Source organism: Candidatus Methylomirabilota bacterium (assembly GCA_035936835.1).
Classification (GTDB): domain Bacteria; phylum Methylomirabilota; class Methylomirabilia; order Rokubacteriales; family CSP1-6; genus AR37.
Genome location: DASYVT010000121.1, coordinates 49,880 through 69,945 on the forward strand (window position 1 = coordinate 49,880; position 20,066 = coordinate 69,945).

The window sequence follows — 20,066 nt, forward strand, 5'->3', positions numbered from 1 at the left end:
GTTATTTCTCGCTCTCGACGAGGCCCTTCACGAACCAGCGCTGCATGAAGAGGATCACGGCCACCGGCGGCAGGAGGGCCATTATGGCCCCGGCCATGATGAGGTTCCACGTCGGCAGCTCCGTGCCGCTCCGCGGGATCAGCTCCTCGAGCCCGATGACCACGGTACGCATCGCCTCGGTGTTGGTGATCAGGATAGGCCAGAAGTACTGGTTCCAGCCGAAGATGAAGAGGACGACGAACAGCGCGGCGATGTTCGCCCATGACAGCGGCAGCAGGAACTGGAAGAGGAAGCGCATGGGCCCCGCGCCGTCGAGCTGCGCTGCCTCGGCGAGCTCGTTCGGGATCGTCATGTAGAACTGTCGGAAGAGGAAGGTCGCCGTCGCCGAGGCCATCAGCGGGATGGTCAGCCCCTGGTAGGTGTTGATCCAGCCGAGGGTGCCGACGACCTCGTACGTGGACATGATGCGGACGGGCACGGGGAGCATGAGCGTGAGGAAGATCATCCAGAAGCAGAACATACGACCGCGGAAGTCGAAGTAGACGATGGCGAAGGCCGACAGCATGGAGATGACGATCTTGCCCACCGCGACCGTCACGCCCATGACGAAGCTGTTGAAGAGCATCCGGCCCATGTGGGCCTTGCGCCAGGCCTCCGCATAGTTCTCGAGCAGATGCGAGGACGGGTAGAGCCGCGGCGGCCGCTGGACGACCTCCTGGATATCCTGGGTTGAGATCACGAAGGCGTAGTAGAGCGGGAAGACGACCACGGCGATGCAGGCGATGAGCAGCGCGTGGACGATCGCACTCTGCCGCGGGAACGGCTTCTTGCTCGGTGCGGCGACCGCGCCGGCCCGCACCCGCGCCTGCTCGAGCTGCCCAACGCCGACGGCGTTCACCGATATGTCACTTTCTTCTCGGCATACTTGAACTGCAGCATGGTCAAGCCGATCACCAAGGCCATCAGGATGACCGACTGCGCCCCCGAGGAGCCCGCGTTGAGCCCAATGAAGCCGTCCTTGTAGGCTTTGTAGACCATGATCATCGTCGCGTCCCCGGGCCCACCTTTGGTCACGGCGTCGATGACGCCGAAGGACTCGAAGAAAGCGAAGACCATGTTGAGGACCACGAGGTAGAAGGTGATGGGCGAGACCAGCGGGAAGGCGATTTTCGTGAAGCGGCGCAGCGGCCCCGCCCCGTCAACGTCGGCCGCCTCGAGCACGGCACCGGGGATGGCGAGGAGCCCCGCGACGAAGAAGGCGATGTTGTAGCCGAGGTGCGTCCACGCGGTCGCCGTCACCACGAGGGCCATGGCGACCCAGCCCTTCAGCAGCCAGTTGAACTCGTAGGCCGTGATGAAGGACAGGAAGTACGGCAGGACGCCGTACGTGGGGTGAAAGATGAAGAGGAAGATGATGCCCGACACCGCCGGCGCGATGCCGTACGGCCAGAGCAGCAGCGTGCGGTACGCCGAGAGACCGCGGATCTTCTGGGTGGCGAGCGCCGCCATCAGCAGGGACCCCGCGACCGCGAGCACGGTCACGCTCCCGGCGAAGACCAGGGAGTTGACGACGCTCCGGTAGTAATCGGGGTCGCCCAGGAGCTTGGCGAAGTTTTCGAGCCCGATGAAGCGCGTGCTGTCGCCGAAGGGATTCACGCGGTAGACCGACAGCTGGAGCGACTTGAGCGCCGGCCAGAAGAAGAACAGGACGGTGACCGCCATCTGCGGGAACACCAGCAGGTATGGCAGCCACCGGCTCCTGAAGACCGTCCGCTGCATGCCGTCGCGCCCCCGCGGCTACTGCTTGTTAGCCGCCGCGAACTCCTTCAGGATCTCGTTGGACTTGGCGACAGCGTCGTCCAGTCCCTGCCTGGTCGTCTTCTTGCCCGCGAAGATGTTTTCCATCTCCGCCTCGATGACGTCGCGGATCTGGACGAAGTTGCCGAGCCGCAGCCCCTGGCTGTTCGCGGTCGCCTTCCCCTTGGTCAGCTGTGCGAACGCCGTGTACTGGTCCGGGTACTTCTTGAAGTGATAGCCCGCCTCGAGGTTCTTCACGGCGGTGTTGGAGATCGCGAGGTAGCCGGTCGTGACGTGCCACCACATCTGCTGGTTGGGCTCCGAGATGAACTTGAGGAACTTGGCCGTGCCGCGGTTCTCGGCGGCCGGCTTGCCCTTCATCACCCAGAGAGTCGCGCCGCCGATGATGGAGGTCGCCTTGGTGTACGGCGGGCCCCAGAACGGAAGCTGTCCCGTCCCCCACTGAAACTTGACGCCCCGGGTGAAGCCGCCGATGAGCGCCGAGGACTGGATGTACATGGCGCACTCGCCGTTGATGAACTTGGGATCCGCGATCCCCTGCCGCCCGCCGTAGGAGTACACGTTGTCCTTCTGCCAGGCGGCCAGCTGGCCGATGTGCTTGAGGCCGAACTCCTTGTTGATGAGGAGCTGGACGTCGAGGCCCTCGAAGCCGTCGCGCTTGGTCGCGAAGGGCTGGTCGTGCCAGGCGTGCATGTTCTCGACCATCGTCCACGAGGGCCAGCCGGTCGAGAAGCCACATTTCGCGGCGCCCGACGCGATAATCTTCTTCGAGTATTCCTCGACCTGCTTCCAGGTCTGCGGCGGCTTCGATTGGTCGAGCCCCGCCTTCTGGAAAGCGTCCTTGTTGTAGTAGAAGATCGGCGTCGAGGAGTTGAACGGCATGGAATAGAGGTTGCCGTCCTTCGAGTAGTACCCGACGACCGGCGCGATGAAGTCCTTCCACTCGACCGCGATCTCCTGCTCCTTCATCAGCTGGTACACGGGGAGGACCGCGCCGGAGAGCAGCATGGTCTGCGTGCCGACCTCGAAGACCTGGACGACGTGCGGCGCCTGCTTCTGGCGGTAGGCGGCGATGGCCGCGGTCAGCGTCTCGGGATAGGTTCCCTTGCGGAGCGGCTTGACCTCGTACTCCGACTGGCTCTCGTTGAACTGCTTCACGAGCTCGTTGGTGGCATCAACCAGCTGGCCGGTCATGGCGTGCCAGAAGTGGATCTCGGTCTTGGCCGAGGCCGGCGCGGGCGCGAGAGCAATCACCGCCCACAGGGCGCAAGCCCAGGCGGCCGAGCGCAAGAGGGTCGTGTTACGTGGCATGGCTGTCCTCCTCGTCACGGGTAAATCCATGGGGATGCCGACGCCGGTCACGCTACCGGAGACGTGTGTCGATCGCGTTGCGCGCTCGCAAAGTTTGCGCATCGTTGCGCCAAGCGGGACGGACTATAGCACGAATCAGGGGCCCCGGAACCTCAGGCTCCGGTCCACGCAGCCGCGGTAGGCGTCGAGCTCGGCGTCGAGCCGGCGCGGGGACCAGCCGAGGAGCGCGCCCATGCGCGAGCCTATCGTCTCGTAGCAGTCGAGGCCGAGGCAGGCGCTCTGGCCGATGGCGGTGCGCCGCAGGAGAAAGTCCTGGAGCGAGACGGCCATCTCCTCGCCCACCGCATGGTGCAGCTGAGCCAGAATCTCCGCGTTCTGGGGGCACAGCCGCGCGGTGCCGTCGGGAAGCTTCTTCGCCAGCTCGAGCACGCGCGGGTAGCCCCGGCCGTAGGTCTCCACGAGGATCTGGAGGGTCTCGCGCGACAATCCCGTCGCAGCGATCTCCTCGGACACGTCCATCCACGCCCGCGCCTCGAGCTTGCCGGCTTCGTCGTCGAGCCCGTCGAGTGTGAGCCCGGCCGTCCGCGAGGGCACCCGGCGGCCGAGCGCGCCCATCACGCGATCCCCGACCTCCTCGGCCAGGCTCCTGAAGCAGGTCAGCTTGGTGCCCGTGATGGAAAGGAAGCGGCCTTCCGGTCCCTCGACCACGACCTTGTGGTCGCGGGAGACCTTGGAGGCGGAGGCGCCCTCCTCGAAGGCCAGCGGCCTCACCCCGGCCCACGTATAGACGACCTGGTCGAAAGCCACGCGCGGGTCGGGCAGCGCGGGGCGGACGGCATCCAGCAGGTACTCGACCTCTGTGCGCGTGGCCCAGAGACGGTCCGGGTCGCCGTCGAAATCGGTGTCCGTCGTGCCGACCATGGAGAACTCGCGCCACGGGATCACGAAGATCATGCGGTCGTCGCCCGTGGAGAGGTAGACGGCCCGGTCCGTCATGCGCGGCAGCATGCAGTGGATGCCCTTGGTCGTCCGGAGGATGGATCGACCCGCCTCGCTCACGCCCGCCAGCTCGCGCAGGCGGTCGACCCAGGGCCCGGCGCAGTTCACGATGACTGGGGCCCGCACCGCGTGCACCCGGCCCGTCAGGAGATCGCGCACCCGCACGCCGTCGATGCCGCCGGGACCGCGCGTGACCTCTTCCACCTCGCAGTAGTTGTGCACGCGGGCGCCGTGGCGGGCGGCGGACAGCGCGTTCTCGAGGCAGAGCCGCTCGGGGAAGAGCAGGAGGTCGTCGAAGTAGTAGCCGGCGCCGCGGAGGTCCCGCGCCTGGATGGACGGCTCGAGGGCGAGCGCGTCCACCGCCCGGACCACGCGGAAGCGCTCCCGCTCCTTGCCCGGCGTCAGGAGGTCGTAGAGCCACATGCCGATGCGAACGGTGATGAGCCCGCGCTTGGAGCCGCGGTAGACCGGGACCAGGAAGGGCAGCGGGCGCACGAGGTGCGGCGCCAACCGCTCGAGCGTCTTCTTCTCGCGGAGAGATTCGCGGACGAGCCGGAAGTCGAACAGCTCGAGGTAGCGCAGGCCGCCGTGGATAAGCTTGGAGGACTTGGAGGAGGTGCCGGAGGCGAAGTCGCCCTTTTCGAAGAGGGCGACCGAAGCGCCGCGCAGGACCAGGTCGCGCGCCACGCCCGCGCCCGCCATCCCGCCGCCTATCACCACGGCGTCGAAAGTCGCGGTATCGATCCCGTTCAGCCGGCTCACGCGATCAGCTCCCGGACCGATCGTAGCACGTGGTCGGGAGCGAGCGCGGCGATTCGCGGGTCGTCGGGGCGCGTGACGCCGGAGAGGACGAGAATGGTCGCGAGTCCCATCCGCCTGCCCATGACCATGTCGGTCTCGATGCGGTCGCCGACGATGACGGACTCCGATGCGGGGCAGCCGAGGGCCTGGAGCGCGACCTCGAGGATGATGGGCGAGGGCTTGCCCACGATGACCTCGACTTTGCGGTCGGTGACAGCTTCGACGGCGGCGATCATGCCGGCGCAGTCGGGGATCTCGCCGCCCTCGACCGGGCAGGTACGGTCCGGGTTGGTCGCGATGAGCCGCGCGCCCTGCTTCACGGCCTGGAGCGCCGTGTTCAGCTTCGCGTACGTGAAGGTCCGGTCGAAGGCGATCACCACCCACCGCACGCGCTCGTCGTCGCGCACCTCGAAGCCGTGCGCGCGCATCTCCGCCAGCATCGCCGGCTCGCCGATGACGAAAACCGGCGCGCCAGGGTCGAGCGCGCGGAGGTGGCGCGCGAGGACGAGCGACGAGTTGATCACGTCGTCGGCCGAGGCCGGCACGCCCAGGCGGCTGAGCTTGGCGGCATAGTCCTCGCGGGTCTGCAGCGGCTTGTTGGAGAGAAAACCCACGCGCCTGCCGTCGGCGCGCAGCGCGGCGATGACCTCCGCCGCGCCGGGGATCAGCGCCTCGCCGAGGTAGACGGTGCCGTCGAGGTCGAAGAGCCAGCCGCGGTAGGGAAACCTGACAGCCACTACCGCAACAGGGGGAGAACCGCTGACTGTGCCAGATCGAAGATCGGCGCGGGCATGATCCCGAGCTGGATCACGCCCCAGAGGGCGACGACCAGGGCGAGCGCGCCCGCGAAGGAGGGCGCGAGCACGGTCGGCGTCCCTTCCGGCTCGCGCATGTACATGCTGACGATGACGCGCAGGTAGTAGTAGGCCGCCACGGCCGAGTTGAGCACGCCGATGACCGCCAGCCAGATGTAGCCCGACCGGACCGCGGCGCCGAACAGGTAGAACTTGCCGACGAAACCCGCCGTCGGCGGGATGCCGACCAGCGAGAGCAGGAACACTGACAGCGCGAGCGCGGCCAGCGGGTGGCGCACCGCCAGACCCGCCGTGTCCCCGAGGCGCACGGCCTCCTCGCCGCCGCGCTCGAGCAGCAGGATCACGCCGAAGGCGCCGGCCGTCGTGAACGTGTACACGAGAAGATAGAAGAGCACGCCGCCGTTGCCGAGGGAGCCGCCCGCGACGATGCCGATCAGCATGTAGCCGACGTGGGCGATGGAGGAGTACGCGAGCATGCGCTTGAGGTTCTGCTGGGCGATCGCGACCACGTTGCCGAGCGTCATGCTCAGCACCGCCAGCCCCCAGAAGAGCCACGCCCACTCGCCCTGGACCGGCCGCATCGCCGTGAGCAGCACCCGCACCAGCGCCGCGAAGGCCGCGGCCTTGGACCCGGTGGCGATGAACGCCGTCACCGACGTGGGGGCGCCCTCGTAGACGTCCGCCGTCCACATGTGGAACGGCACCGCGGAGATCTTGAAGCCGAAGCCCACCAGGAGGAGCCCGAAGCCGATCAGGAGCAGCGGGTCGCGCGCCGCCCCCGCGGCGACGGCCGCGCCGATCTTGTTGAAATTGGTCGAACCCGTCGCGCCGTAGATCAGCGCGATGCCGTAGAGGAAAAAACCCGAGGCGAAGGCGCCCAGCAGGAAGTACTTCATCGAGGCCTCGCCCGCCTCGATCCGTGTGCGGAAGATGCCCGCCAGGACGTACAGCGCCAGCGACATGGTCTCGAGCCCGAGGAAGACGACGATCAGGTCGTTGGCGCCGGCCATCACGACCATGCCCGTGGCGGCGAACAGCACGAGGATGTAGAACTCGCCCGTCTCCATCCCCAGGCGCTGCAGGTAGTCGATCGACAGGAGCAGCACCAGCCCCGTCGCGTACCCGATGACGAGCGTCAGGAAGAGGGTGAAGTTGTCGAGCACGACCATGCCCTGAAAGCCGGACTCTTCCGAGCCCCAGAGCAGCACCGTGGCGACGAGCGCGGCGGCGACCCCCGCCAGCCCCACGAAGGCCATGTGCTCGCGGCGCTGCCGCGGCGGCAGGAGATCGAGCAGCATGAGGACGAAGCCCGTCACCGCCAGCACCGCGGCCGGCGCGATGACGCGCAGGCTCACCACGGGGAGCAGGATGGAATCGGTCATTGGAGTTGCCTCGCGGTGGAGGACTCCAGGTGTCGGCCGGGGCTCTTCGCGCAAGCGCTCATCGGGCGACCATCGCGGCCGACGCGGCCGCTTTCGTCTGGACCTGGGTGATCAGCGCCTGGACGCTCGCCTCGGTCTTGCCCGTGAACGCGACCGGGTACACGCCGATCCAGACGATGAAGACAAGCACGGGCACCAGGATCACCCACTCGCGGAGCGACAGGTCCGGAAGCCGGCGGTTCTCTTCATGCGTCACCTCGCCGAAGATCACCCGCTGGTACATCCACAGGAGGTAGACGGCGGCGAAGATGATCCCCGTCGTCGCCAGAACAGCCGCCGGCCGGTGAACCTGGAAGGCGCCGACCAGGATGAGGAACTCGCCCACGAACCCGTTGAGCCCCGGCAGGCCGATGGAGGACAAGGTCACGATGAGGAAGATCGCCGAGAGCGCCGGCACGACGCTCCACAGCCCGCCGTAGTCGGCGATGAGCCGGGTGTGCCGCCGCTCGTAGAGCATGCCCACGATCAGGAAGAGCGCGCCCGTCGAGAGGCCGTGGTTGACCATCTGGATGATCGCGCCGACCATGCCCTGCGGGTTCAGCGTGAACAGTCCGAGCACCACGAAGCCCAGATGGCTGACGCTCGAGTAGGCGACCAGTTTCTTCATGTCGGCCTGCACGGTCGAGACCCAGGCGCCGTAGATGATGCCGATCACGGCCAGCGCGAACATCCACGGCGCGAAGGTCATCGTCGCCTGGGGGAAGAGCGGCAGGCAGAAGCGGAGGAATCCGTACGTGCCCATCTTCAGCAGCACGCCCGCCAGGATCACGCTGCCCGGCGTGGGCGCCTCGGTGTGAGCGTCAGGCAGCCAGGTGTGGAACGGCCACATCGGCACCTTGATGGCGAAGGCCAGCGCGAAAGCGAGAAACATGAGGTTCTGCGCCCGGCCGGCGGGCAGCACGTAGCGCACGAGCACGGGCAGGTCGAAGGTGTAGGCGCCCGTCGCCGCCCCGTGGAGGAAGTAGAGCGCGAGGATGGCGACCAGCATCAGCAGCGAGCCGGAGAGCGTGTAGAGAATGAACTTCACCGCCGCGTACACGCGATTCGGACCGCCCCAGATCCCGATGATGAGGTACATCGGGATCAGCATCGCCTCCCAGAAGACGTAGAAGAGGAAGAGGTCGAGCGCCACGAACACGCCAAGCATTCCCGTTTCGAGCAGCAGCATCGTGATCGCGAACTCCTTCCAACGCCGCTCGATCGAGTGCCACGAGGAGAGCAGGACGAGCGGCATCAGGAAGGTCGTCAGCAGCACCAGCAGCAGGCTGATCCCGTCCACGCCCAGGTGGTACGAGACGCCGAGGGTGGGCATCCACGCGCGCTGCTCGACGAACTGGTAGGCGGACAGCGACGCGTCGAAGCGCGTGAACAGCGGCACCGAGACCGCGAAGGTCACGAGGCTCGTCGCGAGGGCCGTCACCTTGACCAGGCCCTCCCAGCGGCGCGGCAGGACGAAGATGAGGGCGGCGCCGACCACGGGCAGGAAGGTCACCGCCGAGAGGACCGCTCTCACGGGCGCGCCACGAGGAGGAAGGCGACCAGGGCGACCGCGCCCAGGAGCATGCCGAAAGCGTAGTTCATCACGAAGCCCGTCTGGATCCGGCGCAGCCCCAGCGCCCAGGCGACGACGGCCGACGCGACCCCGTTGACGAGGCCGTCGATCACCTTGACGTCGACGACGCGGGCGCACCAGAGGCAGAGACGGTAGATGGGCCGGACGAAGAGCGCGTCGTAGATCTCGTCCACGTAGTATTTGTTCAGCACGATCCGGTGCACCACGTTGCGCGGCACGCCGATGCGAGAAGCATCCACCGGGCCGCGGCCATAGACGAGCCCCGCGAAGAAGACGCCGCCCACGGCCACCACGACCGACACGGCCGCCAGCGCGAGCGCCGTCACGCCGCCGTGCTCCGCCAGATGAAGCGGCAGCACCGGCGCCAGGAAGCGCGCGAAGGCCGTGCCCTGGGAGGACGGCACGCCGACGATGCCCGCCAGGGCCGTGAGGAGGGCCAGCGCCCCCAGCGGCAGCGTCATCACAGCCGGCGACTCGTGGATGTGGTGCGCCTCCTCCTTGGACATGCGCGGCGAACCGAAGAAGGCCAGCAGGACCACGCGCGCCGTGTAGAACGCGGTCAGCAGCACGCCCAGCAGGAGAACGGCCCAGAGCGCCACGTGTCCGCCGTGGAACGCCGAGGCCAGAATCTCGTCCTTGGAGAAGAAGCCGGCAAAGGGCGGGATGCCCGCCAGGCCGATCGCGCCGACGAGAAACGTGACGGTGGTGACGAGCATGCGCGGGGCGATCCCGCCCATCTTGCGCAGGTCCTGCTCGCCGTGGAGACCGTGGATGACGCTGCCCGCCCCCAGGAAGAGAAGCGCCTTGAAGAACGCGTGGGTCACGAGGTGGAAGATGCCCGCCGCGTACGCGCCGACGCCCACGGCCGCGAACATGTAGCCCAGCTGGCTGATGGTCGAATACGCGAGCACGCGCTTGATGTCCGTCTGCGCGAGCCCGATGCTGGCCGCGAAGAGCGCGGTCAAGCCGCCGACCCAGGCGACGATCTCGAGCGAGAGCGGCGCCATCTCGAACAGCTTGTGGCAGCGCGCGACCATGTACACGCCCGCCGTCACCATCGTGGCCGCGTGGATCAGGGCCGACACCGGCGTCGGGCCCTCCATCGCGTCGGGCAGCCAGGTGAAGAGCGGCAGCTGGGCCGACTTGCCGCATGCGCCCATGAAGAGCAGCAGCGCGATCGCGAGGTACGTGCCGCCGCCGACGGCGTCGGTCGCCTTGGCAAAAACCTCGCCGTACGTCAGCGTGCCGAACGTCGTCCAGATGAGCATGATGCCGAGGCCGAAGCCGAAGTCGCCCACCCGGTTCACGATGAACGCCTTCTTGCCCGCGTCCGAGGCCGACTGCTTCTGGTACCAGAAGCCGATCAGGAGGTACGAGCAGAGGCCGACCGCCTCCCAGAAGACGTAGAGGAGGAGGAAGTCGCCCGCCAGCACCAGCATGACCATGGAGAAGACGAAGAGGTTGAGGTAGGTGAAGAAGCGGGCGAAGCCGGCATCCCCGTGCATGTAGCCGGCCGAGTAAAGGTGGATCAGGAAGCCCACGCCGGTGACGACGAGCAGCATGACGGCCGAGAGCTGGTCCACCTGCACCGCAACCGCCGTCTTGAATCCGCCCGCGCTGATCCATGGAAAGAGCTGGCCCACGTACGTCTCGCCGTGGAGCACGCGCGCGAAGATGAAGCACGAGACGACGAAGGATAGACCGAGCGCGGGGACGGCGATCCAGTGCGCGAAGCGTCCGGTGAGGCGACCGAAGAGCGCGTTGGCCAGCGCGCCCGCGAGCGGGAAGAGCGGGATCAGCCAGACGAGTCGCGACATTGTGCTTTTAGGTACAAACCCGCAACACTCTATCGGAAGGGCTTGGGGGTGTCAAGGACGCGGGGGCGCGGCGCGCGTCAGGAGCCGCGGAGCCGCGGGTCCAGCGTGTCGCGGAGCGCGTCGCCCAGCAGGTTCGTGCCGAAGACGGCCACGCTGATGGCGAGTCCGGGGTAGATCACGAGCCACGGCGCCTTCTGAGCGTACTCGGCGGCGGCGATCGACAGCATCCGCCCCCAGGACGGGTAGGGCTCCGGAATGCCGAGTCCGAGGAACGAGAGCGCCGCCTCGGCCAGGATGGCGCCGCCGAGCTGGGCGGTGACCAGCACGACGAAGGGCCCGAAGGTGTTCGGCAGGATGTGAAGGAAGGCGACCCGCGAATGGCTGACGCCCAAGGCGCGGGCCGCCTCGATGAAGGCAAATTCGCGAATGGCAAGCACGCTGGCGCGAACGACGCGGGCAGCGCGCGGCGCGATCACCACCGAGATGGCGATGATGGTATTGATGAGCGAGGGGCCGAGGGCCGCCGCCATGACCAAGGCCAGGACCAGGATGGGAAGCGCCTGCATGATGTCCATCAGCCGCTGGGCGATCAGGTCCGTCTTGCCTCCGACGTAGCCTGACACGAGCCCGATCAGCCCCCCCGTCACCGCCCCCATGAGCGTGGAGGAGACCCCCACGAGGAGCGAGATGCGGGCACCGTACACGACCCGGCTCCAGAGATCGCGGCCGAGGTTGTCCGTCCCCAGCCAGAACTCGGCGCCCGGCGCCACCAGCACGCGCATCGAGGTGCGGATCGGGTTGTGGGTGGCGAGAATCCCGGCGAGGGCCGCCGCGAGGATCAGGAGCAGCATCAGGACCCCACCGGCCGCGCCGAGCGGATTCCTTCGCACGAACAGCCAGAGGGCGCCACCCCATCCGCGCTCCTCCCCGAGGGCGTAGGGAACCGTGACGTCCAGCGCGCGGATTGCCATCAGGCGCTTCCGTACTTGATCCGCGGGTCGAGCCACGTGTAAAGGAGATCGACGGCGAGGTTGGCCAGCACCACCACCACCGCGATCAGCATGACCAGGTTCTGAACGATCGGGTAGTCGCGGACCTGGATGGCGTCGACCAGGTAGCGCGCCACGCCGGGCAGGTTGAAGACGGTCTCGGTGACGATCAGGCCCCCGATGAGGAACGCGAACTCGATGCCGATGAGCGTGACGACGGGCAGCGAGGCGTTCTTGAAGGCGTGCCGCCATACCACCTGGGTCTCCCGCTGGCCCTTGGCCCACGCCGTCCGGATATAGTCCTCCCGCAGCACCTCGAGCATGGCCGAGCGGGTGATGCGCATGATGAGGGCGGAGCTGCGGTAGCCCACCGCCAGCCCCGGTAGGAGGAACTGGAATAGATTGGCGCCCAGGTTCTCGAATGGCGAGACGTAGGTCATCGACGGGATCACGCCGAGCGAACGGACGAGCAGCAGGATCACGATCATGCCGAGCCAGAAGGACGGCATGGACAGGCCGGCGAGGGACAGGACGCGCAGCGCGTAGTCGAGCGGACGGCCCCGCCGCGTGGCGCTGATCACGCCCGCCGGCACGCCGAGAAGCACCGAGAAGCCGATGGCCAGCACCGCCAGCTCCAGCGTGACGGGCAGTCGAGGCTTGATCACCTCCCACGCGGGAAGGTCGTAGCGATACGACTTGCCGAGATCACCGCGGACGAATTCGCCGAGCCAGTGCGCGTACTGCACGGCGACGGGCTTGTCGATTCCCAGCTCCGCCTCCAGGCGCTTGCGGTCCGCCTCGTCGACATAGCCGGCCGACTCGAACACGATGTCGGTGATATTGCCGGGCGCCAGACGCATGAGGACAAAGATGAGCATGGACATCCCCAGGAGGGTGACGCCGGCGATGACGAGACGCTTGAAGACGTAGACACGCATGGCGCTTCGGGGCCGGAGGCGAGGGCGCCCGGCCCCGTCTGCTTTACTTGTCCAGCCAGACGTCCTGGCGCCGGCTCACGTTGTAGATGGAGTTCTCGTGCACGACCCAGCCCTTGACGTGCGGCCACAGCACATAGTGCTGCTTGGCCCAGCCGAGGATCGGTCGCGCCCCGTCCGCCTGGAGCTTTCGATCGATCTCGTTGACCAGCGCGAGCCGCTTGACCCGGTCCAGGGTCTGCGACTGCTCGACCATGAGCCGGTCGATCTCCTCCGAGCAGTAGCCGGAGAAGTTCCGCTGCGATCCGCACCGGTAGTTCTCGAAGAGCTGGGCGTCGGGGTCGTCGATGCCGATGCCGGTGAGGTTCAGCGCGACCTGGTACTCGAGCCGGGTCATCTTCGGGTGCCAGACCCCGGTCTCGATCTGCTCGAGGGTGGCCTCGACCCCGATCTGCTGGAGCTGGTCGACCATCCAGCTCGCGGTGTCCACGTACAGCGCGAGCGCGCGGGTGGACAGCGTGAACTTGAGCGGATTGCCAGGGCCGAAGCCGGCCTCGGCGAGGAGCTTCCTGGCCTCGGCCTTTTGCTTGGCCGGATCACCCATCCCGGCGAGCCGGGCCACCTCGACGGCGGGCAGCCCCCAGACTCCGGCCGGCCGCGGCAGCAAGGCTCCGCCGAACGTGGCCGCGCCCTGCCGCGGCCCCACCAGGTACGCCTTGCGGTCCAGCGCCAGATTGATCGCCTGCCGCACCCGGCGGTCGTTGAATGGCGGCTTCTTGAAGTTGATGAGGACATTGTCGTTGACGTTGTTGTCCATCTCGACCAGGACGAGCTTCGGCGCGCCCGCCTTGGCGTCCTCGGCATTCGTCCGGTTCCAGCCGGTGCCCGCGACATCGAGCTGGCCCGACTGGACCGCCGCGATCTGGGTCGAGCGGTCCCGGATGACCACGAACTTGATCCCGTCGAGGTACGGCCGGCCCTTGACGAAGTAGTCGGGGTTCTTCACGTACTCGATGTACTCGCCGGGCTTGTTTTCCTTGAGCTTGAACGGCCCGGTGCCGACGCAGCGGTTCTTGAACTCGGCGAGCGGCACGTGCGCCGGGTAGACGGGCGAGTAGCCCGAAGCCAGCATGAGGAGGAGCGACGGCTGCGGCCGCTTGAGCCGGAAGACCACCGTGTACGGGTCCGGCGCCTCGATCGCGTCGATGTTCTCGAACCAGAGCTTGCGCGGGTTGACTTTGAGCTTGGCCTTGGCGTCGGCGGCCCCCCGCACCATGTCGAAGGTGTACTTCACGTCCTGCGACGTGAAGGGCTTGCCGTCATGCCACCTGACGTCCCGGCGGAGGAAGAAGACCAGGTTCCGGTGGCCGTCCTGCCACGACCACTTCTCCGCCAGCTCGGGAATCAGCGTGTCGACGCTCTCCTGCTTCTTGGCTGGATCGTAGTAGACGAGGTTGTTGAAGCAGGGGCTGGCCTGCTGGGTCGTGGCGACGGTGGACTCTTCGTGGGGGGAGAGGCTCGGCGTCGCGGACAGCGGGTGGGTGACGAGCACCCCTCCGTATTTAGGGGCCTGCGCCCTGGCTGGGGCCATCGGGCCGAGCAATGTGAGGACGGATACCAGGGAGAGCAGCAGGACGAGCGGTCGCGAAACTGTCATGGCGACCTCCGCGAAAGCAGATCGGTTCGACGCCGGACCGTGAGTGGGAAGTGAGTCTAGCCGACGCCGGCCCTGCTGGCAAGTGCCGGCCGAGCTCATGAAGAAACTCGGCGCTCAAGGGCTCGGGCGCGCGGCAGCAGGATCAGATTCTTGCGCGCCGTCGACCCGCCGAAAGAAGACGAGCGGCACGAGAAAGAAGAAGATGAGGTGGCCCGAGGCCATGCGGAGCGTGATCGCGCCCTGGGGCAACGCGGCCGGCTCGAGCAAGAGACACAGGACGAAGTTCATCCACGCGTAGAGCGCGGCGCCCACGACGAGCAGCTGCAGCCCGGGCGGGACGGCACGGACGAGCGCGCGCCAGTCGTAGACGGCCACGCGCCGCCAGCGCCGGCCGAGTGCCGCCGTGCGCCTGACCCGCGCGACCATCACCGCCGCGAGCACGAAGACGAGGGCGCCCAGCGCCCAGACTGCGCGCTCGCCGGGCAGGGCCGCCCAGGGCGTGAAGGACAGGAAGTGCAGCGCCGCGCTCGCGACGAACCCTGCCGCGGCAAGCCAGAAGCAAACCGTTCGCATCGCCCCTCTCTGCTAGCACATTCCTGTCCGCGGGGCGAGCGGGCCTTGCTATGATGGGCCCGTGGCCCGCTCGACGTTCCGCTTCTGGTTCACGATCATCGTCGTCCCGTCGCTCCTCGTAGTCAGCGCTCTCGGGTACCTTGCATGGCGCCAGAGCGTGCCCGGCATCCGCGCCAGCCTCGACCCCGTGCCGCGCTGGATCGGCGTCAGGACACCGCTGGCCGTGGACCTGCGGGCCGCCAAGGGCGGCGTGCGCTCGATGGAGATCCGCCTGCGGCAGGGCTCCGCCAAGGTCGTGATCGTGCAGCAGGCCTTCACCGGCTCGCCGACGAACGACCAGCGCGTCGCGCTCCAGGTCACCGGCTCGACCCTCGGCCTCCGCGAGGGCGCGGCGACGCTCGAGGTGCTGGCGCGCGACGGCTTCTGGCGGCCGATCCGCGTGGACGACCGGCCGATCCTGACGACGCAGGTGACGCTCGACTTCACGCCGCCCTCGCTCGAGGTGGTGGCCGCGACACGCTATTGGGCGCAGGGCGGCGGCGGCCTGGTCGTGCTGCGGTCCAAGGGCGCCTCACGCGTCGCCGTCACCGTCGGCGGGCTCGCCTTTCCGGCCTACCCCGCCGGGCCGCCCGAGTCCAGCCTCTTCGTCGATCTGGTCGCCCTGCCCTGGAACTACGAGGCCGGGACACCCGTCACGGCGGTCGCGCAAGACGAGGCCGGCAACGTCACCTCCCGCGCCGTCGCCGTCGAGGTCAGGGCGCGGCGCTTCAAGACCGACACGATCGAGATCAAGGACGAGTTCCTCGAGCGCAAGCTGCCCGAGCTCCTGCCCGAGCGCGCCGGCACGATCGCGGCGGACGATCTGCTCGCGGCGTTCCTCACCGTCAACCGCGACAAGCGCAAGCAGGCCGAGGAGGCCAAGCGCGCGCTGGCGGGCAAGACGCAGCCGCGCCCGCTCTGGGAGGGCGTCTTCGTCCAGCCGCGCAACACGAAGGTCTTCTCCAACTTCGCCGAGACACGGCTGTACCGCTACCACGGCCAGGACGTGGACACGCAAATCCACTTCGGCTACGACCTGGCGGCGGTGCAACACAGTCCGGTGCCCGCCGCCAACTCGGGCGTGGTGGTCTTCGCCGGGCCGCTGTCGATCTACGGCAACGCGGTCGTCGTGGACCACGGTCTCGGGCTCCAGACGTTCTACGCTCATCTCGGGTCGATCGCCGTGAAGGAAGGCGACCCGGTCACCAAGGAGCAGGAGCTCGGGCGGACGGGGAGCACGGGGTTCGCCCTGGGAGACCATCTCCATTACGAGGTGCTGATCAACGGCGTGTCGGTGACGCCGCTCGAGTGGTGGGACGCCGCGTGGATCCGCGACCACGTCGGCCGTCCGCTCCGCGAGGCGAGCCTGCCGCTGATCCAATCCGTGATGCCGGCTGCAACGGGCGACGATACGGGCCAGGCGGCGGCCCGCAGGCGCCGCGCCGCCCGCTCGCGCTAGCGGACCTTCACCAGCGGCAGCGCCCCTTCCATCTCGCCCTTCATGACGGGGTGCTGATTGCCGCCAACCGAACGCGACTTCGCCGACACCTGCTGCTCGACGTACTCGTAGAGCTCCTGGACCGTGATGATGCCGTCCTTGTTGAGGTCGGCGGCGCCCTTGAGCCCCTGGACGAGGTAGTACGTGAAGATGCCGTGGCCCAGCTCGGTCAGCTCGATGGAGACCTCCGACGGCCGCGACGCCGTGATGATGGCCCGGCCCGAGGTCGAGGGCGCGGGCCTGCAGCGACTCGAGGTAGCCCATGGCCGAGGCGCCCGTGACGGCGCAGGCGGCCACGAGCCCCACCGCCCACAGCTGGAGCAGGCGCGCGCGGCGCTGCCTCCACCACCTGCCGAGGACCATCGAAGGCTCCTCCCCGTCGGGCAGTCTACCCCGCCGCTATCGTCTCCCGGGCATCATCTGCCCAGGTAGCCACAGCGCGAGGTCCGGGAAGACGAAGAGGATGACCACGAGCAAGATCATCATGATGACGTACGGCGTGGTGCCGATGGTGACCTCGCGGGCGCCGGTGCCGGGCATGAGCCCCTGGATCACGAAGAGGTTGAGCCCGACGGGCGGCGTGATGAAGCCGATCTCGAGCCAGACCACCATGATGACGCCGAACCAGACCGGGTCGAAGCCCAAGCCCGTGATGAGCGGGAAGAGGATCGGCAGGAGGATGATCATGACCGACAGCTCCTCGAGGGCGTACGCGATCACGAGAAGAAAGCTGAAGATCACGGTGAAGAGCGCCCACTTGGGCAGCCCCAGCGTCATCACGCTGGCCAGGAGCGCCTTGGGTGCGCCGATCAGCGCGATCACGTGGCTAAAAATCGCTGCAAAGATAATGATCAGCATGACCATGGAGGTCGTGCGCACCGTCTCCTGGAAGGCCTGGTTGAGCGTCCGCCAATTGAGATTCCCGTACCAGCGCGCCAGCACGAGGCTCACGACCGAGCCGAGGGCCGCCGCCTCGGTGGGCGTCACGATGCCGAGGTACATCGAGCCCAGCACCACGAAGATCAGGATGGCGACCGGCGCCACCTCGCGGAAGGACCGCAGCTTGCTCCGGAAGGAGCCGCGGTCCTCGGCCGCGCGGGGCGCCGAGTCTGGCCAGATCATCGCGTAGCCGATCACGTAGACGGCGAACATGAGCGCCAGCACGATGCCGGGGATGATGCCCGCCATGTAGAGGTGGCCGACCGAGGTCTCCGTCATGACGCCGTAGATGATCATCGGGATGGACGGCGGGATCAGGATGCCGAGCGTGCCGCCCGCGGCGAGCGAGCCGATGATGAGCGGGCGCGCGTAGCCGCGGCGCTCCATCTCCGGGATGGCGATCATGCCGATGGTGGCGGCCGTGGCGACGCTGGAGCCCGACACGGCGGCGAAGATCGCGCAGGAGAAGATGCTTGCCACCGCGAGCCCGCCGGGCAGGAAACCGACCCAGCGCGCGACGGCAGTGAAGAGCCCCTTGCCGATGCCGGAGTGCAGCAGGATTCCGCTCATGAAAACAAAGAGCGGCAGCGCGATGAAGGAAAAGCTCGTCGCGTTGGACCAGGCGATGGAACCGACCACCCCCAGCCCCACCGTCCAGCCCTTGAGGTAGAGCAGCCCCAGCACGCCCACGACGCCCATCGAGATGGAGATCTCGAGCCCCATCGCGAAGAGGAGGAACATCAGCGCGATGAGGAGGGTGCCGAAACCGGCTTCGCTCACCCGACCTCCGGCGAGGGCGGCACTTCATCTCGCCCGGCCCGGGGCCCGAGCGCGGCGATGAGCTGTCGGCGGAGCGTCCCCGCCATGCACAGCGCCATCAGCAGGAGGCCGACGGGGATCAGGAGCATGAAGACCCAGAGCGGGTAGAGCATGACCGCCGAGACGCGGCCGTAGCGGTACGCCGTGAGCGCCGACTGTGCGGTGACCCAGATCACGACCGCGAGGAAGACGATGCCGATCGTGAGGTTGACGGCGCGAAGCCACGCGCGCACGACGGGGCGCAGGTGCGAGGTGACGAGATCCACGCGGACGTGACCGCCTACACGGAAGGTCTGGGCAACCGCCCCGAAGATCACGAGGATCAGAAGGAAGGGCGCCAACTCGTCCACGATGAGCTGGGGACGGTTGAGGAAGTAGCGCATGAGGACGTCGAAGGAGATCAGCACGGCCAGGGCCAGCGTAGCGAGCCCTGACAGCAGCGCTGCGGCCTTCGACGCCCTCGCGATCACGCCGGGGTGCTTAGCGGCCAAGCGCCTTGAGCGCCAGTTCCATGGCGCGCTTGCCGTCCGCGCCCGTCCGCTGGAGCCAGGTGTCCCAGGCGGCCTTGGCGGCCTTGCGCGCCTTCTCGAGCTCTTCCTTGGGCGGATCGACCACCGTCATGCCCAGCTCGGGCAGGCGCTTGCGCGCCCGCTCGTCCGCGGCCGCGGCGTCCGCCCACTCCTTCTCCTCGAGGTTCGTCTCCTTGATGGAGTCGAGCACCACCTGCTGCAGGTCCTTGGGCAGGGCGTCCCACGCTTTCTGGTTCGCCACCAGCCACTCCTGGGCGGCGCCGGCGAGGTACCAGTAGTCCAGGTACTTCGCCACCTCGAAGAACTTCATGGGCTCGGCGTTGGTGGCGGAGGTCATGGCGCCGTCGACCGTCTTCTTCTCGAGCGCCGAGTAGACCTCGCCGAAGGCCATGTTGACGGGCGATCCGCCGAGCAGGCGCGTGATGTTGGAAGAGTCGGCGCCGTACACGCGGATCTTCTTGCCCTGCCAGTCGGCGACGGTGCGGATGGGCACGGTGGAGAAGATCTGCTGCGACGGCCACGTGCTGATGACGAGGAGCTTGAGGCCCTTCTTCGCCAGCATCTCCGTATAGAAGGGCCGGAGCTGCATCGCCGCCTTCTTGTGCTCGGCCACGCTCGAGGTCATGAAGGGCAGCTCGAGCGGGCCCATCTCAAGGAGCACGTCGGTCAGGTACGACGCCAACACGGTGCCGATCTCCGAGCGCCCGTCGAGCACGGCCGGGATTAGCTCCGGGCCAGGGTAGAGCGACGAAGCGGGGTGGACGCGGATCTCCATCCGCCCCTGCGACTTCTCCTTCACCTTCGCGGCGAAGGCGTTGTAGTTCACGGTGTGGTAGTAGGTCGGCGCCGCCACGGTCGGCAGGTTCCAGACTATGGGCTTGGCCTGGGCCAAGACGGGCGCGGGAGCCATCGCGGCCCCGCCGGCCACGAGGGCCACGGCCAGTACCGCGAGAACCGTCACGTTGAGCGTCTTCATCCACGTCTCCTCTTTAGAGGGGTTGAACGAGCCCGGTGATGATAGCAGGAAGGGCCGCTTCGGCCTTGCGCCTTTGGTCGTCGGCCGTCTCCCCGCCCTTGCGGTGCGGGATCACGACCAGCTCGAGGTCAGGCACGCCCTGAAGCCGCGCCTGGGTGCGCGCGGCCGTCTCGAAGTTGTCCCAGACTATGGTGACCGTGTGAATACCCCGCTTCTCCAGCGCCGCGGCGTCGAGCACACTGCCCGACGTGCAGGAGCCTCAGAGGCCGATGCCGACGATGGCGGCGTGCGCGCCCGCCGCCGTGTCGACCAGGTCGCTCGGAGATGGCGCGGTGCCCGAGGGCTTGACGAGGCGCTCCACCTTGGCCCCGTGACGCTCGCCGAGGAGCGCTTCCAGGTGCGTGGTGAAGGGGATGTCGAGGTTGTCGTCCACGAGCGCGATACGCGCGCCCGCGAGCGACCGAGGCCGTGTCTTGGGCGGCCGCGCCGTGTCTGCGGCCGGCCACACCGGAACTAGAATCTCCATGCGGGATCT

General features: G+C 67.8%; 18 protein-coding genes. 1 reads left to right on the forward strand and 17 read right to left on the reverse strand.

Annotated elements, in window-relative coordinates:
• Window position 1 precedes the first annotated feature (1 nt).
• The 12 genes from ugpE to VGV06_09880 all read right to left on the reverse strand — a co-directional run bounded on the left by ugpE (window position 2) and on the right by VGV06_09880 (window position 14,730).
• A complete protein-coding gene (gene ugpE / locus VGV06_09825) occupies window positions 2–802 on the reverse strand; it encodes a sn-glycerol-3-phosphate ABC transporter permease UgpE (GenBank protein ID HEV2055454.1) in 801 nt (266 codons plus the stop codon).
• A gap of 92 nt (window positions 803–894) precedes the next feature.
• Window positions 895–1,779, reverse strand: coding sequence for an ABC transporter permease subunit (locus VGV06_09830; protein ID HEV2055455.1), 885 nt, complete (start codon window positions 1,777–1,779; stop codon window positions 895–897).
• A gap of 18 nt (window positions 1,780–1,797) precedes the next feature.
• Window positions 1,798–3,129 carry a sn-glycerol-3-phosphate ABC transporter substrate-binding protein UgpB gene (ugpB, locus tag VGV06_09835; protein ID HEV2055456.1) on the reverse strand — a complete coding sequence of 444 codons (1,332 nt, stop codon included), beginning with the start codon at window positions 3,127–3,129 and terminating at the stop codon, window positions 1,798–1,800.
• A 135-nt stretch (window positions 3,130–3,264) separates the two neighbouring features.
• Complete coding sequence (locus VGV06_09840; protein HEV2055457.1) at window positions 3,265–4,890, reverse strand: glycerol-3-phosphate dehydrogenase/oxidase; 1,626 nt, start codon at window positions 4,888–4,890, stop codon at window positions 3,265–3,267.
• The gene (locus VGV06_09845) at window positions 4,887–5,666 is read right to left on the reverse strand and encodes an HAD-IIA family hydrolase (GenBank protein ID HEV2055458.1); all 780 of its coding nucleotides are present in this window, start codon (window positions 5,664–5,666) and stop codon (window positions 4,887–4,889) included. Before VGV06_09845 ends, VGV06_09840 begins: the two co-directional genes overlap by 4 nt.
• Window positions 5,666–7,126 carry an NADH-quinone oxidoreductase subunit N gene (locus tag VGV06_09850; GenBank protein HEV2055459.1) on the reverse strand — a complete coding sequence of 487 codons (1,461 nt, stop codon included), beginning with the start codon at window positions 7,124–7,126 and terminating at the stop codon, window positions 5,666–5,668. Before VGV06_09850 ends, VGV06_09845 begins: the two co-directional genes overlap by 1 nt.
• Window positions 7,127–7,184: 58 nt before the next feature.
• Window positions 7,185–8,699 carry an NADH-quinone oxidoreductase subunit M gene (locus VGV06_09855; GenBank protein HEV2055460.1) on the reverse strand — a complete coding sequence of 505 codons (1,515 nt, stop codon included), beginning with the start codon at window positions 8,697–8,699 and terminating at the stop codon, window positions 7,185–7,187.
• Complete coding sequence (gene nuoL / locus VGV06_09860; GenBank protein HEV2055461.1) at window positions 8,696–10,576, reverse strand: NADH-quinone oxidoreductase subunit L; 1,881 nt, start codon at window positions 10,574–10,576, stop codon at window positions 8,696–8,698. The genes VGV06_09855 and nuoL overlap by 4 nt, the downstream gene beginning before the upstream one ends.
• A gap of 77 nt (window positions 10,577–10,653) precedes the next feature.
• Window positions 10,654–11,547, reverse strand: coding sequence for an ABC transporter permease (locus tag VGV06_09865; protein HEV2055462.1), 894 nt, complete (start codon window positions 11,545–11,547; stop codon window positions 10,654–10,656).
• Window positions 11,547–12,503, reverse strand: a complete 957-nt coding sequence (locus tag VGV06_09870; protein ID HEV2055463.1) for an ABC transporter permease — start codon at window positions 12,501–12,503, stop codon at window positions 11,547–11,549. The genes VGV06_09865 and VGV06_09870 overlap by 1 nt, the downstream gene beginning before the upstream one ends.
• 43 nt (window positions 12,504–12,546) lie before the next feature.
• On the reverse strand, window positions 12,547–14,157 hold the full coding sequence (locus tag VGV06_09875) for an ABC transporter substrate-binding protein (protein ID HEV2055464.1): 1,611 nt from the start codon (window positions 14,155–14,157) through the stop codon (window positions 12,547–12,549).
• Between the two features lie 114 nt (window positions 14,158–14,271).
• Window positions 14,272–14,730, reverse strand: coding sequence for a hypothetical protein (locus VGV06_09880; protein ID HEV2055465.1), 459 nt, complete (start codon window positions 14,728–14,730; stop codon window positions 14,272–14,274).
• Between the two features lie 61 nt (window positions 14,731–14,791).
• Between VGV06_09880 and VGV06_09885 the strand changes: the two genes are divergently transcribed.
• A complete protein-coding gene (locus VGV06_09885) occupies window positions 14,792–16,228 on the forward strand; it encodes a M23 family metallopeptidase (protein ID HEV2055466.1) in 1,437 nt (478 codons plus the stop codon).
• Window positions 16,229–16,666: 438 nt separating this feature from the next.
• Here VGV06_09885 and VGV06_09890 read toward each other — a convergent pair whose 3' ends face one another.
• Genes VGV06_09890 through VGV06_09910 form a run of 5 tightly spaced genes read right to left on the reverse strand, consistent with a single transcriptional unit; the run spans window position 16,667 to window position 20,057 of the window.
• Window positions 16,667–17,986, reverse strand: a complete 1,320-nt coding sequence (locus VGV06_09890; GenBank protein HEV2055467.1) for a TRAP transporter large permease — start codon at window positions 17,984–17,986, stop codon at window positions 16,667–16,669.
• Window positions 17,983–18,516 carry a TRAP transporter small permease gene (locus VGV06_09895; GenBank protein ID HEV2055468.1) on the reverse strand — a complete coding sequence of 178 codons (534 nt, stop codon included), beginning with the start codon at window positions 18,514–18,516 and terminating at the stop codon, window positions 17,983–17,985. The genes VGV06_09890 and VGV06_09895 overlap by 4 nt, the downstream gene beginning before the upstream one ends.
• Window positions 18,506–19,531, reverse strand: coding sequence for a TRAP transporter substrate-binding protein DctP (gene dctP, locus VGV06_09900; protein ID HEV2055469.1), 1,026 nt, complete (start codon window positions 19,529–19,531; stop codon window positions 18,506–18,508). The genes VGV06_09895 and dctP overlap by 11 nt, the downstream gene beginning before the upstream one ends.
• 13 nt (window positions 19,532–19,544) lie before the next feature.
• On the reverse strand, window positions 19,545–19,769 hold the full coding sequence (locus tag VGV06_09905) for a hypothetical protein (protein HEV2055470.1): 225 nt from the start codon (window positions 19,767–19,769) through the stop codon (window positions 19,545–19,547).
• 21 nt (window positions 19,770–19,790) lie between these two features.
• On the reverse strand, window positions 19,791–20,057 hold the full coding sequence (locus VGV06_09910) for a hypothetical protein (GenBank protein ID HEV2055471.1): 267 nt from the start codon (window positions 20,055–20,057) through the stop codon (window positions 19,791–19,793).
• Window positions 20,058–20,066: the final 9 nt, after the last annotated feature.

What these genes read in the sequence shown, in the direction of transcription:
- VGV06_09830 (HEV2055455.1), bottom strand. Translation starts at nt 1,779, where the DNA reads ATGCAGCGGACGGTCTTCAGGAGCCGGTGGCTGCCATACCTGCTGGTG.
- ugpB (HEV2055456.1), bottom strand. Translation starts at nt 3,129, where the DNA reads ATGCCACGTAACACGACCCTCTTGCGCTCGGCCGCCTGGGCTTGCGCC.
- VGV06_09850 (HEV2055459.1), bottom strand. Translation starts at nt 7,126, where the DNA reads ATGACCGATTCCATCCTGCTCCCCGTGGTGAGCCTGCGCGTCATCGCG.
- nuoL (HEV2055461.1), bottom strand. Translation starts at nt 10,576, where the DNA reads ATGTCGCGACTCGTCTGGCTGATCCCGCTCTTCCCGCTCGCGGGCGCG.
- VGV06_09865 (HEV2055462.1), bottom strand. Translation starts at nt 11,547, where the DNA reads ATGGCAATCCGCGCGCTGGACGTCACGGTTCCCTACGCCCTCGGGGAG.
- VGV06_09870 (HEV2055463.1), bottom strand. Translation starts at nt 12,503, where the DNA reads ATGCGTGTCTACGTCTTCAAGCGTCTCGTCATCGCCGGCGTCACCCTC.
- VGV06_09875 (HEV2055464.1), bottom strand. Translation starts at nt 14,157, where the DNA reads ATGACAGTTTCGCGACCGCTCGTCCTGCTGCTCTCCCTGGTATCCGTC.
- VGV06_09880 (HEV2055465.1), bottom strand. Translation starts at nt 14,730, where the DNA reads ATGCGAACGGTTTGCTTCTGGCTTGCCGCGGCAGGGTTCGTCGCGAGC.
- dctP (HEV2055469.1), bottom strand. Translation starts at nt 19,531, where the DNA reads ATGAAGACGCTCAACGTGACGGTTCTCGCGGTACTGGCCGTGGCCCTC.
- VGV06_09910 (HEV2055471.1), bottom strand. Translation starts at nt 20,057, where the DNA reads ATGGAGATTCTAGTTCCGGTGTGGCCGGCCGCAGACACGGCGCGGCCG.